Annotated in this window: 11 protein-coding genes and 2 tRNA genes; 10 read left to right on the plus strand and 3 right to left on the minus strand. The window is 37.7% G+C overall.

The genetic code is table 11. The features are described 5' to 3' along the window. Positions 1-241 precede the first annotated feature (241 nt). Positions 242-314 (minus strand) — tRNA-Lys (locus tag ABUA34_RS04980). A gap of 239 nt (positions 315-553) precedes the next feature. On the opposite strand from ABUA34_RS04980, the gene trmB reads away from it, so the two are divergent. The 10 genes from trmB (at position 554) to ABUA34_RS05030 (ending at position 11,533) form a co-directional block, all read left to right on the plus strand. Then, entirely contained in the window at positions 554-1,201 is a 648-nt protein-coding gene (gene trmB, locus ABUA34_RS04985; RefSeq protein WP_015534422.1) for a tRNA (guanosine(46)-N7)-methyltransferase TrmB, read from the plus strand. 83 nt (positions 1,202-1,284) lie between these two features. Beyond that, positions 1,285-2,415 carry an ATP-binding protein gene (locus ABUA34_RS04990; RefSeq protein WP_015534423.1) on the plus strand — a complete coding sequence of 377 codons (1,131 nt, stop codon included), beginning with the start codon at positions 1,285-1,287 and terminating at the stop codon, positions 2,413-2,415. A gap of 138 nt (positions 2,416-2,553) precedes the next feature. Then, positions 2,554-4,245, plus strand: a complete 1,692-nt coding sequence (gene argS, locus ABUA34_RS04995) for an arginine--tRNA ligase (protein WP_055222373.1) — start codon at positions 2,554-2,556, stop codon at positions 4,243-4,245. Between the two features lie 1,350 nt (positions 4,246-5,595). Beyond that, the gene (locus tag ABUA34_RS05000; RefSeq protein WP_022217394.1) at positions 5,596-6,366 is read left to right on the plus strand and encodes a ParA family protein; all 771 of its coding nucleotides are present in this window, start codon (positions 5,596-5,598) and stop codon (positions 6,364-6,366) included. Between the two features lie 12 nt (positions 6,367-6,378). Then, positions 6,379-7,347, plus strand: a complete 969-nt coding sequence (locus ABUA34_RS05005) for a ParB/RepB/Spo0J family partition protein (protein WP_055272019.1) — start codon at positions 6,379-6,381, stop codon at positions 7,345-7,347. A gap of 49 nt (positions 7,348-7,396) precedes the next feature. Next, entirely contained in the window at positions 7,397-7,927 is a 531-nt protein-coding gene (locus ABUA34_RS05010) for a DUF4446 family protein (RefSeq protein WP_022217392.1), read from the plus strand. A gap of 290 nt (positions 7,928-8,217) precedes the next feature. Then, positions 8,218-9,510 carry a serine--tRNA ligase gene (serS, locus tag ABUA34_RS05015; RefSeq protein ID WP_055145972.1) on the plus strand — a complete coding sequence of 431 codons (1,293 nt, stop codon included), beginning with the start codon at positions 8,218-8,220 and terminating at the stop codon, positions 9,508-9,510. Positions 9,511-9,548: 38 nt separating this feature from the next. Next, a complete protein-coding gene (locus ABUA34_RS05020) occupies positions 9,549-10,421 on the plus strand; it encodes a DUF3881 family protein (RefSeq protein ID WP_349822948.1) in 873 nt (290 codons plus the stop codon). Between the two features lie 37 nt (positions 10,422-10,458). After that, positions 10,459-10,532 (plus strand) — tRNA-Arg (locus tag ABUA34_RS05025). A gap of 38 nt (positions 10,533-10,570) precedes the next feature. Next, positions 10,571-11,533: a 3'-5' exonuclease gene (locus ABUA34_RS05030; RefSeq protein ID WP_022217390.1), complete on the plus strand. Its 963-nt coding sequence runs from the start codon at positions 10,571-10,573 to the stop codon at positions 11,531-11,533. A gap of 35 nt (positions 11,534-11,568) precedes the next feature. On the opposite strand, the gene rsmG is transcribed toward ABUA34_RS05030, so the two are convergent. Beyond that, complete coding sequence (gene rsmG / locus ABUA34_RS05035; protein WP_015534426.1) at positions 11,569-12,276, minus strand: 16S rRNA (guanine(527)-N(7))-methyltransferase RsmG; 708 nt, start codon at positions 12,274-12,276, stop codon at positions 11,569-11,571. Between the two features lie 45 nt (positions 12,277-12,321). Continuing rightward, positions 12,322-14,173: tRNA uridine-5-carboxymethylaminomethyl(34) synthesis enzyme MnmG (mnmG, locus tag ABUA34_RS05040; protein ID WP_349822949.1), on the minus strand; the 1,852-nt coding region annotated here is incomplete at its 5' end.

Here is a 14,173-nt window from a genome sequence, read left to right on the forward strand (position 1 = left end):
CCGCCGGGGGCTCGAACCCCGCACACCCTGATTAAGAGTCAGGTGCTCTACCAAATGAGCTAGCGGCCCGTATTTATTTGTTATGTTCGTCACAACAGAATAAATTATATATCAGTTCTGAGAATAATGCAAGTGTTTTTCTCATTTTTTTCAACTTTTCTGACATCCAGCAAATAATTCCAAACTGAGTGACAAAAAAATGGACCAGCCACAATTATATTGCAGTCAATCCACCTTGTAGTGGGCCGCCGGGGGCTCGAACCCCGCACACCCTGATTAAGAGTCAGGTGCTCTACCAAATGAGCTAGCGGCCCGTATTTATCATGTTGTGTTCGTCACAACAGATTAGAGTATACATTAGTTCTTTTTATAATGCAAGTGTTTTTTTCAACTTTTTTCATTTTTATTTGTTCGGTATTACTCTGCTCCTATCCCATACCAAAATTACCAGTTATATATATTGTTTGAATATCATTTTCGCCTATGTTATTATTATAAGGTATGACTTTTTCAATAAAAAGAAGATTTTTACAATAAATAGATGGAGATTACTATGAGACTGAGAAATGTAAAAGGATCAAGAGAGACTATCGCAGCAAATGACTATGTAGTGCACAATGAAACAGGCATGAAGGGGCATTGGCATGAGTTATTTGACAACGATAACCCTATACATATTGAGATAGGCATGGGCAAGGGACAGTTTATCATGGAGCTTGCAAGACGCAATCCTGATATCAATTACATAGGCATAGAGAAGTATTCAAGTGTCCTGGTGCGTGCCCTTGAGAAAAGAGAGCTTGAACCTGAGATGACGAATCTCTACTTTATAAGAATGGATGCCGAATATATAACTGACGTATTCGATACAAATGAAGTAGATAGAATATATCTCAATTTCTCGGACCCATGGCCAAAGGACAGGCATGCCAAGAGACGTCTCACATCTACACATTTTCTTGGTCTGTATGATCAGCTCCTCGCCCCTGAGGGAAGAGTTATATTTAAGACTGATAACAGAGGTCTCTTTGATTTCTCTTTGGAACAGGTTCCCGAGGCAGGATGGATCCTTGAGAACTACACATATGACCTTCACAATTCAGAATACAACGAAGGCAACATCATGACCGAGTATGAGACCAAATTCTCAGCAATGGGAACACCTATCAACAGACTCGTCGCATACAGAGAAAAGAAATAAACGTTGATTTTGCATTTGTTGACACACAGTTTTTGGTATACTACAATGAAGATTACAGCAAATTTATGGAAAGGAGTTTCATCATGGATACATCTTCTATAGAAAGTCTCAAATTGGTGCGCAAGACCAATCAGGATCTGTTGAATTTCTTCAATGATTCATATATCAGCAAGCTTGAGCAGGTTCAGTCACTCAAAACTGAAGATTTTGAACTCAAGGCAAAAATAGACCAGCTTATAAAGACATTAGATGTATACTCCTTCAAGACAAGCACTGGTCACAATGTATTTTCACCATTCTCAGTAGACACCACCTCACAGCAGGAAAAGGCTACTCAGATAGAGCTTCAGTTAAAAGAGCTTCAGGATATGCAGCAGACTCTTCATCTTCAGATCAAAGAGGACGAAGAAGAAACCGCATTGCTTAAGAAGCGTATAACTGATTTATCCACCTCCAACAGACATATAGATGATCTTCTGACGGAGGTGACTGAGGAAGTATCTACTATTAATAATGAAGATACAACAGAAACAGGCGGACCAGATACTGATTCCCTGACAGCAGCGGATCACGGAAAAAATATCCTCAGATTGTACCAATATGAGAAAAAACAGCTTGCGGACAGGATTCAATCCGACATCACAGATGTTCTTGACTCCAATTCACACAAGCTGGATGTACTGTCCTGGCTTATAAGATCAGATATCAACAGAGCTAAGGTCACACTCGAAGAGCTCACCTCATCAACGGCAAAACTTGCCGACCATGTAGATGAACTTGCCAATTCTCTCTCTGGAGAATCAGACAGCGAAGAGCCTGTATGGAATCATCTTGAGAAACTTTTCCAGGGTTACAAGGATGAACATCCTGAATGTGGCATATCATACGATATCAACTGTGCTGATTATGCCATGAATATTCCAGGTATTGTAGCCACATATCTTTTATCAATAACTAAAGATATTATGGACAACATATTTGTTCATTCAAATGCCAACAAGGTCTCAATCAAGATATATCTGAGCAGTAAGCTCATAGATGTATATATCAACGACAATGGCGTGGGTATAGACAACAATTATGATACCAACAGTCCATGGTACAGCAGTCTCCACAGAATCAAGGAGATCATATATCTGTTAAATGGAACTCTGAAGATCGATGGAGATTCAAAAACCGGAACAAATGTAAGATTTACTATTCCACTTGAATAATAACGTATCTGTTGAAAGACATATATTACTTAGTTTACAGGTTGGATATCTTAAAGTAGCAAAGTGTTATATTGTGTATATGTTGTTTTATCAACACATATATATTTCGAATAAAATAAACATAAAAGGAACATTATCATGAAAGAAAAAATTGCACAGCTTATCTCAAATAACGTAGAAGGAATCGAAATGTCAGATATCATTGCTTCAATCGAGATTCCACCACGCCCTGATATGGGTGATTTTGCATTTCCCTGCTTCAGACTGGCAAAGGTGCTCAGAAAAGCCCCAAATATGATTGCAGCCGATATAAAGGAAGCCATAGGAGATGTAGATTTCATCGAGAAGATCGATGTAGCAGGTGCATACCTGAACTTCTATATCAAGAAAGATGTATTTGTAAAGACAATGATAGAGGCAGCCAACACAGATGACTTCGGCAAATCCGATATAGGCGAGGGACAGACCATATGTATTGACTACTCATCTCCTAACGTTGCAAAGAATTTCCACGTTGGCCATCTCAGAACTACAATAATCGGTAACTCTCTTTACAAGATTCATTCCAAGCTTGGATACAATGTTGTAAGAATAAATCACCTTGGCGATTGGGGCACACAGTTTGGTAAGCTTATCGTAGCTTACAAGGCATGGGGTTCAAAGGAAGCTGTTGAGAAGGATGGAATCTCAGAGCTCATGAAGCTGTATGTGAAGTTCCATGAAGAGGCTGACAAGAATCCAGAGCTTGTTGACGAGGCAAGAGCATGGTTCAACAAGATGGAAAATGGAGACGAGGAAGCACTCAGCATATGGCAGTGGTTCAAGGATATAAGTCTTGTTGAATACAAGAGAACATACAACCTCCTCGGAATGGATTTCGACTACTATCTTGGAGAGAGTTTCTATAGAGACAAGTGCCAGGCTGTTGTGGACAAGGTTAAGGCTGCCGGTCTTCTGAAGGAGAGCGAAGGTGCTATGATCGTTGATCTCTCAGATTACGATATGGCTCCATGTATCATAACCAAGAAAGACGGAAGCTCAATATACGCAACAAGAGATCTTGCTGCTATATTCTATAGAAAAGACACATATCATTTCTCAAAGTGCTTATATGTAACCGGTCAGGAGCAGAAACTTCATTTTGCACAGGTATTCAAGGTAGTTGAGCTTCTTGGAAACGAATGGGCAAAGGATCAGCTTGTTCATATTCCTTATGGTCTTGTAAGTCTTGAGGGAGCAAAGCTTTCTACCAGAAGCGGTAATATCATATACGCAGAGGATATTCTGAAGGATGCCATTGCAAAGAGTCTTGAGATAATCACCGAAAAGAGCCCAAATCTTCCAAACAAGGAGGATGTAGCCAAGAAAGTTGGTGTTGGTGCTGTTCTTTTCAATGACTTATATAACCAGAGAATCAAGGATGTATCATTTAGCTGGGATAAGGTTCTCAACTTTGATGGTGAGACAGGTCCTTATGTTCAGTATACACATGCAAGATGCTGCAGCGTTGTAAGACTTGCTGAGTCATTCGATCCATCAAAACCGGTTAACTACAGTCTCATTACAGAGCAGGATGCCATAGAGTTATTAAAAGAGATCAACAGATTCCCATCTGTGATCAAGGATGCTGCTGATAAGTATGAGCCATCTGTTGTAGCAAGATATGCAGTTGATGTTGCTCAGGCATTTAACAAGTTCTATAACTCAACAAGAATCAATGTAGATGATGTTGAGCTTAAGAATGCAAGAGTTATGCTCACATATCTCACTAAGAATACAATATCTGAGGCACTTAACCTCCTTGGAATCGAAGCTCCAGAGGCAATGTAATCAGTGTTTCTTCTATATTAATATATGACCATATAACCTGGTTAAAGAAAAAGAGAATGTTTCACGTGAAACATTCTCTTTTTCTCATATATCTCCAGGAACCATTTTAAATTATATTGTCATAAATATTATTGTTTTTGATACTTTTCTCTAAATAATATTACTCATGATATTTCTGTTCTGAATATTCTTATCTGGCTGTCATTATTCGGAATATTATTGTTCTAAGTATTATCGTTCTGAGTATTATCGTTCTGAATATTCCATTCTGAATATTTCATTCTGAATATTGTCTTCTAAACACTATCTTCCAGACATCATTGTTTCGAAATTATTATCCTAGATAATTTTGTTCTGAATATCTTTACTTCAGGTATTTTTTCTTATATCTGAATATTTTTAGGTATTCTTCTCTTGTTTTTCTAAGTTTTACAGTTTTCTTTGTGAAGATATTGTTTATTGCAATAACAAAATCATATTTCTAACCATATTATGTATTATATAATCTCTTCTATTCTATTCCTTTATATACTTCTATATTCTACATTGCGTTTTTATGAATACAGAATCTTTAAAGCTGTTAATTAATAAATTATATGGTGATTTAAATAATTTCAATAAATAGATCATTTGTATATTTAATTTTGCTTTAATATTATATATATTTGAATGTTTCACGTGAAACTTTATGATAAACGTATTTCAACTCAAACTTCAGATATCGCATACATTTGTTTTCTACACTTATAAATCTTTTACATCTTGTTTGTTGTTTCTGCTACCTTATTATTCATTTACATTATTACAAAGTATTTTACAACTCAATTATCACTCCATGAACTACTTTTCTGATTTATTTGATAATATTCATGTTTCACGTGAAACATTTTCATCATTACATATAATATTTATATGTCTAAGTAATCCACATATAATAATTGTACTTTCTTGTCTATTATTCTGATTTTTCAAAGAATTTCCAGAACTTTCAAGCATAGTCAATACTTTACTTGCCTTTTTAACCATTAATTCAATTATAAAATGTTTCACGTGAAACTTTACCCATATAACGAATACAAAACATGCACCCACTGTTTATCAGATTTTACACAGTTTAATTGCCACTTTGTATACGATATTATCCATTCATTAGATAATAAAATGTTTCACGTGAAACATTTTATTAAACATCATATTTTTTCTGTATTTTGTAGAATTAGCACTTTATAAGTGCTATAATAGACAAGCACTATTTATAACATAAAATATCATCATATTTTATCTATATTAAATAAGCAAACAACAATGTTTCACGTGAAACATTCTTTTTTTGAATGAAAAGGAGACAAAATGGGCAGAATTATAGCGATTGCTAACCAGAAAGGTGGCGTTGGCAAGACAACAACAGCCATAAACCTTGCCGCATGTCTGGCAGCAAAGGGTAAAAAGGTTCTGGCCGTTGATATGGATCCACAGGGCAATATGACAAGTGGATTAGGTGTAGACAGGGATTCTCTTGAATACACAGTCTATGATATGTTGAGAAATGAGTGCAACATAGGAGAATGTATGCTCATAAACGTATATCCTGGTCTTAATCTCATTCCTGCCAACAGAGAACTGGCAGGTGCTGAGGTTGAATTTGTCGGAATGGAGGATATGCAGCACATTCTTAAGACACATATCAAGAAGGTAAAGAACAAATTTGATTACGTTATCATTGATTGTCCTCCTGCACTTGGAATGCTTACTGTAAATGCTCTTACAGCAGCAAATACGGTACTTGTACCTATTCAATGTGAATTTTTCGCACTGGATGGTCTCTCACAGTTGGTATACACTATTGAACTGATAAGAAAAAATCTGAACAGACTTCTTACTATAGAAGGTGTTGTATTTACAATGTTTGACTCAAGAACCAATTTATCAGTTCAGGTTGTTGAAAATGTAAAAGAAAACCTCAAACAGCACATATACAACACAGTTATACCGAGAAATGTCAGACTTGCTGAAGCGCCAAGTTACGGAATGCCAATAATTGAGTATGATCCAAGATCAGCCGGAGCTGAGCATTATATGATGTTGGCAGATGAAGTTATAGAAAATGACTACTATAGATAATGGAGGGCTAATATGGCACAGAAAAAAGGTTTAGGAAGAGGTTTGAACGACCTTTTAGGCACTTCAGAGGCTTCAAAGCCGTCCCGAAGTAGAAATAATCAGCAAAACTCCTCTGAAAACACAAGTAAAGAGGTAAAAACAGTAACCAAAGAGGTTGTGAAGGAAGTTGTAAAAGAGGTTGAACAGAAGATTAAAATCAATCTCATTGAGCCAAATAAGTCACAGCCAAGAAAGCAGTTTGATGAAGAGGCATTACAGGAATTATCTGATTCCATTAAGAAATATGGTGTTCTTGAGCCTCTGATTGTCACTAAAAAAGGCGATTATTATGAGATAATTGCAGGTGAAAGACGTTGGAGAGCTGCCAGAATGGCAGGAATAAAGGAAGTTCCTGTAGTTATACGTGATTATACTGACAAAGAAATAATGGAGATTTCTCTTATAGAGAATATTCAGAGAGAAGATCTGAATCCAATTGAAGAAGCTGAGGCTTACGAATCTCTTATATCGGAATATAATCTCAAGCAGGAAGAAGTTGCAGAGAGAGTATCAAAAAGCAGATCAACCATAACCAATTCTCTCCGACTTCTGAAGCTTTGCGAGGATGTAAGACAGATGGTCATGTATAATATGATATCAACAGGACATGCCAGAGCACTTATTCCTATAGAAGATCCTAAATTACAGTACGAAACGGCTGCAATTGTATACGATCAGAAGCTCAGTGTTAGAGAAACAGAGGCATATGTAAAGGCAATTCTGGAGAAAAAGCCGGAAAAAGAGGAAAAACAGAAGCCTCAAAAGGATTTATCCGTCTTCTATTCTGATATAGAGAACAAATTAAAGTCAATTTTAGGTGCAAAGATAGCTATAAAGGCATCTAATAACGACAAAGGCAAAATTGAGATAAACTACTATTCTCAGGACGAGCTTGACCGAATAACAGAGATGCTTTACTCAATCAATAAAGAAATGATGTAGTAACCATCTGCATCATACATATGCACAATCAAGGAAGGACAATATTATAATGGAAAGTTCCATATTACAAAAAATAGGTATTGATCCTGCCTACATACTAATTGGTATGCTGGTTCTCATAATAGCCTTGTTTGTACTATTATTCATATTGATGGGCAATATTAAAAATAGAAACAAACAGATAAAAAGGCTGTTGAGCGGAACTCAGGCAGGTGATCTTGAAGATATTATCATGAAAAGATTCGCTGAGATGGATGCTGTAAAAAACAATTCCAAACGACTCACAAAGGAACATAAGGAAATACAGAGTCATCTTTCAGCATGTGTCAGTAAAATTGGTCTTGTAAAGTATAATGCATTTGAAGGAATGGGTGGTAATCTAAGTTTTGCACTTGCTCTTCTGGATACAGAGAACAATGGTGTCGTACTCAACTGTATGCATACCAGAGAAGGCTGTTTTAACTATGCAAAAGAGATCATAGGTGGTGAAGCATATGTTGCACTGTCAGAAGAGGAAAAAGAGGCTATTGAACGAGCTAAAACCCTCGAGGATGAAATAGCTGAAAACAAACTAAAATAACCATATTTCAAAAAAATATTATACAAAACATGCAACGTACAAATGTGTATGAAACGCATAAAATAGAAAAGCGTATAAAGCACAAAAGTATATAAAATACAAAAGCATATAAAACAAAAAAGCGTATAAAACAAAAAAGCGTATAAAACGTAAAATCGCTAAAACGATAAGAACAAGATTTATAAAATAAACAAGGAAAAAAAAAGAAACAAAAACATGGAAATATATTATGTAGCTACATTATTATAATATATTTTCAAATAAATTTATATATTTAATAGGAGGATATCATGATTGATATTAAATTCTTAAGAGAAAACCCAGACGTAGTAAAACAGAATATAAAGAATAAATTCCAGAATGACAAACTTCCACTTGTCGATGAAGTAATAGAGCTTGACAAACAGGCTCGTGCTGCTCAGCAGGAAGCTGATACACTCAGAGCAAACAAGAATGCAATAGCAAAGCAGATCGGTGCTCTTATGGCTCAGGGAAAGAAGGAAGAGGCTGAGGAAGTTAAGAAGCAGGTTGCTGAGACATCAGCAAGACTCAAGGAGCTTGAAGCTTTAGAGCCTGAGCTCAAGGAGAAGGTTAAGAAGATCATGATGATAATTCCTAACATCATTGATCCATCAGTTCCTATAGGAAAGGATGACTCAGAGAATGTAGAGGTTCAGAAGTATGGTGAGCCTGTTGTTCCTGACTTTGAGATTCCTTATCATGCAGATATCATGGAGGCACTTGGAGGAATTGACCTCGATTCAGCAAGAAAAGTTGCAGGAAACGGCTTCTACTATCTCATGGGCGACATAGCAAGACTTCACTCTGCTATTATCTCATACGCAAGAGATTTTATGATAGACAGAGGATTCACATATTGTATTCCACCTTTCATGATCAGAAGCAACGTTGTCACAGGTGTTATGAGCTTTGCTGAGATGGATGCCATGATGTATAAGATTGAGGGTGAGGATCTGTATCTCATCGGAACTTCAGAGCACTCAATGATCGGTAAGTTCATCGACACTATCATTCCTGAGGATGAGCTTCCAAAGACTCTTACAAGCTACTCACCTTGCTTCAGAAAAGAGAAGGGTGCTCACGGAATTGAGGAGAGAGGTGTATACAGAATCCATCAGTTTGAGAAGCAGGAAATGATCGTTGTATGTAAGCCTGAGGACAGCAAGATGTGGTTTGACAAGCTGTGGCAGAACACAGTTGATCTCTTCAGATCAATGGATATCCCTGTAAGAACACTTGAGTGTTGTTCTGGAGATCTTGCAGATCTCAAGGTTAAGTCTGTAGATGTTGAGGCATGGTCACCTCGTCAGAAGAAATACTTCGAGGTTGGAAGCTGTTCAAACCTTGGCGATGCACAGGCAAGAAGACTTCAGATCAGAGTAAAGGGCGAGGATGGCAAGAAGTATCTCGCTCATACACTCAACAATACAGTTGTTGCTCCACCAAGAATGCTTATCGCTTTCCTTGAGAACAATCTCCAGGCTGACGGAAGAGTCAGAATTCCAGAGAAGCTTCGTCCATACATGGGTGGAAAAGAGTATCTTGAGAAGACAGGAAAGTAATAATATAAATAAAAACATACAACAAGGGAGGTGTCGGAATGCATAGTTTTCTTCCATCTATAGGCTTTACTAACATAAAAAACAGACAGCAGCTTGAACCTATATACAGGCAGATCCTTGAATCGCCTGACAGGAAATTTATATCAACTATAAGTGCTGACACCTGTCTTGTACAATTCAGCAAAGACTTTGGGGAGAGATTTGGAATATCGCTTGTAGGTGAAATGTCAAAGGATGGCTCAATATCCATTGAGTATTATTTTCCTTACGTCACATCAAAGCTTTTGACCGATGACGAAAATATATACGTTGAGAAATATTCTGACAAGAGAGCATATGCCGGTGTTAGCAGTGATTTCAGTCTTGGAATGACTCTTATTTTCTTCATAACCAACATAGCAGACTATGAAAAATCATTGTGGATGAACAGATCAAACAATTACTTTTCAAAGGCGTATTTTTCCGGTCTGTCAGTAAATGGTATGATCATTCTTGATGTGGATGATCACAGTGATAAAAATACATCCTACGGCAATGCAAAGAGAAGTAAACTCATCGAGGCTGCAAAGAAGGGTGATCCGGACGCAATAGAAAGTCTTACTCTTGAAGATATGGACACCTATAACACCATTGGAAGAAGGACTCACAAAGAGGATGTTCTGTCCATAGTGAAATCAAGCTTCATGCCTGTCGGTATTGAGACTGATCACTACGCAGTTATAGGAACTATCACATCATATATCGAGACAACCAACAGCTATACAAATGAATCGATATATCTGATTGATGTAGAAAGCAATGATCTGACATTTACCGTAGCGATCAACAAAAACCATCTTCTGGGTGAACCTGCTCCGGGAAGAAGATTCAAGGGTGATGTGTGGCTTCAGGGGCATATAGTTAATCCTTGACTATAAACTCTATAAATGTTACACTTATAATTGATGTGCATCTGTAGCTCAGCAGGATAGAGCGTCCGCCTCCTAAGCGGAAGGTCGTGGGTTCGAATCCCGTCAGGTGCACTATTTTTCACTAATAAATTTTCTAAAGGGACATGACTATGAATTATATTGTTATGGATCTTGAATGGAATCAAAGCTACAATGGGCATATGGGTGAACATCCACGTATGCCTTTTGAAATTATAGAGATTGGTGCCGTTAAGGTAGATAAGAATCTCAACATCATTGACGAATACTCAAGTCTTATCAAACCAAAAATTTATAAGAAATTACATTCAAAGATCAGAACAATTCTGAACTATGATGAGGATGACCTGAGTCTCGGAAGAGGATTCAAGGAAGTCTGTTCAGAATTTCTTGACTGGTGTGGAAAAGATTACATATTCTGCACATGGGGACCTATGGACCTCACAGAGCTTCAGACTAATATGGACTTTTATTATATGGACAAGCTTCCTAGGCCACTTAAGTTTCTGAATCTCCAAAGTATATATGCAAGCGTTACGAATACCTCAGGAATACCTCAGAGTATGAGTAAACTTGAAAAAGCGGTCAGTGAGATGAATATTCCAGAAAATGAACCATTTCACACAGCTCTCAACGATGCAAGATACACCGCACTTGTTATGAAAGAGATGAAAGCCAAGAATATAAATCAGCTTTACAGCTTTGATCTCTATATAACACCTAAGAATAAAGAAGAAGAGATTGAAGTATCTCATAATAACCAGTACGAATATATCTCAAGGGGTTTCAGAAATAAACATGCAGCACTGGACGATGAAAAAGTAACTCAGATTCGTTGTTACAAATGCAGCAAGAAGGTCAAGACACATATTGACTGGTTTGCAAATAGTCCATCATCGTACATGTGTGTTGGAAAATGCTGGATGCATGGTTATTTTTGTGGCAAGATAAAATTCAAATCTGTAAACAATAACTATTATGTTCACAAGACAATAAAACCTATCGACAAACAGGGTATAGAGGCAATTAAACAAAAACAGGAAGATATTCGTGAAAAAAGAAAAGAAAAAAGACATATGAAATCTTCAAACTAAAAAATAAAACAGCCATTTGAGGCTGTTTTATTTTTTTATGCTATTGGCTTTTTAGCAGCTCCCGCTTTTCTCGGGTACTTGTTGTCTGTATTTGCAATCTTCTTTACAAACACAAAGCTTCTCTGGTTATTGGTCTCCGGTATATTCGTATTAAATATGTTCTCGACCTGTCCCCCAAGAATCCTGATTGCTTTCTTTCCATCCCGCATCTCTTCCGGCAAAGCATTTGACTTATAAGATACAAAATATCCACCCGGCTTGACAAATGGAATACACCATTCCGACAGAGTTGCAAGATTGGCAACTGCCCTGGATACAGCCAGATCATATTTTTCTCTATGCATCTCATCTCTGCCTCCATCCTCTGCTCTTGAATGAACAGTGTGGATATCCTGCAGTCCAAGTTCATCTATAACTTCATCGAGGAACTTTAATCTCTTATTCAACGAATCCATAAGTGTTATATTCAGCTCTGGAAAAGCAATCTTCAGAGGAATTCCCGGAAATCCTGCACCTGTACCAACATCTATAACGTCAATATTCTCATGAAGATCTTTATACTTTGAAAGAAGCAGACTGTCAGCAAAATGCTTTATTATTACATCTTCCTTCTCAGTTATGGCTGTAAGATTCATTACCTTATTCCACTCAACCAGAATATCATAATATTTTGAAAATTGTTCTATCTGCTTATCGCTCAATTCCAGACCAAACTGTTTTGTTATGGAATTTAATCTGTCCATATTGTTCTCCTTCAACAAATTATTCTGAATAACTTCTATACCAGTTTAGTCTCTACCCTTCATCTTGAGATACACCAGCAATACTGATATATCAGCCGGAGAAACTCCTGATATTCTTGACGCCTGTCCAATATTTTCAGGTCTGATGAGAGACAGCTTCTGTCTGGCCTCGATTCTGAGATTTGATATATCATTATAGTCAATATCTGCCGGCAGCTTTTTCTTCTCCAGCTTCTTAAACTGATTTACCTGCTGATTCTGTCTGTCTATATATCCCTGATATTTTATGGTTATATTTATCTGTTCTATAACATCATCCGGAAGTTTGGTTCTTCCCTCATCTATTGGATCAATCGCCTCATATGACAGTTCCGGTCTTCTTATAAGTTCTGCAAGAGATGCAGCAGTCTTAAGTCCTGTACTTCCAAGATTCTCAAGGAACTTCTGTATGGTTGAATTTGCTCCAACCATGGTGCTCTCAAGTCTCTGTATCTCATCCATTATCTGTTGTCTCTTCTTTGTAAATGCAGCATATCTCTTGTCATCTATAAGACCGATCTCATGTCCGATCTCCGTGAGTCTCAGATCAGCGTTATCCTGTCTGAGAAGAAGTCTGTACTCAGCTCTGGATGTCATCATTCTGTATGGCTCCGATGTCTCTTTTGTGACAAGATCATCTATAAGAACTCCTATATATGCCTGTGATCTGTCAAGAACCACCGCTTCTTTGCCCTGTACTTTTCTGGCAGCATTGATTCCTGCCATTATACCCTGGGCTGCAGCCTCCTCATATCCTGAACTTCCATTTATCTGGCCGGCACCAAAAAGTCCTGATACACTCTTAAACTCCAGAGAAGGTTTTAAGTTAATGGCATTTATACAATCATACTCGATGGCATAAGCATTCCTTATTATCTTTGCATTCTCCAGTCCCTTCATGCTGTGTATCATCTCATACTGAACGTCCTCAGGAAGAGAGCTGCTCATTCCACCCATATACATCTCATTCGTATATTCACCCTCAGGCTCAATAAATATCTGATGTCTGGTCTTATCAGGGAATTTCGTAACCTTATCCTCAATGGAAGGGCAGTATCTTGGTCCTGTACCCTCGATCACGCCTGAAAACAGAGGTGATCTGTCTATATTATCTCTGATTATCTCATGTGTCTTCTCATTTGTGTAACAGAGCCAGCATGATATTTGATCACGTCTTATATCCGCCTCAGTATTTGTAAATGAGAATGGAACTATCTTCTCATCGCCCTTCTGTTCCTCCATTTGAGAAAAATCTATCGTTCTTTTATCCAGTCTGGCAGGGGTTCCCGTCTTAAATCTTCTTATCTCTATCCCTGCATTCTTCATGGAATCTGACAAATAATTAGCTGCCATAAGTCCATTAGGTCCGGTGTGATATACGACATCTCCGTATATACATCTCGCCTTGAGGTATGTTCCTGTACACAGAACCACAGCCTTTGCAAAATAAGTTGCTCCCGAATATGTCTTTACACCCTTAACCACATTATCCTCGATAATAATTTCCGACACCTCTGCCTGTCTCAATGTGAGATTATCCGTATTCTCAAGGGTGTGCTTCATGGTTCTGGAATAATTTGCCTTGTCTGCCTGGGCACGAAGAGAGTGAACCGCCGGACCCTTAGACGCATTGAGCATCTTTGACTGAATATACGTCTTGTCTATATTCTTGCCCATCTCTCCGCCAAGTGCATCTATTTCCCTTACCAGATGTCCCTTAGAGCTTCCTCCTACATTCGGATTACATGGCATCATGGCCACACTGTCCATACTCACCGTAAAAATAATAGTATTCAGACCAAGTCTTGCACTTGCAAGAGCTGCCTCACATCCTGCATGTCCTGCCCCCACAACTACC

It is taken from the genome of Coprococcus sp. RTP21428st1_C9_RTP21428_210409 (assembly GCF_040227395.1).
Taxonomy (GTDB): Bacteria; Bacillota; Clostridia; order Lachnospirales; family Lachnospiraceae; genus Coprococcus; species Coprococcus aceti.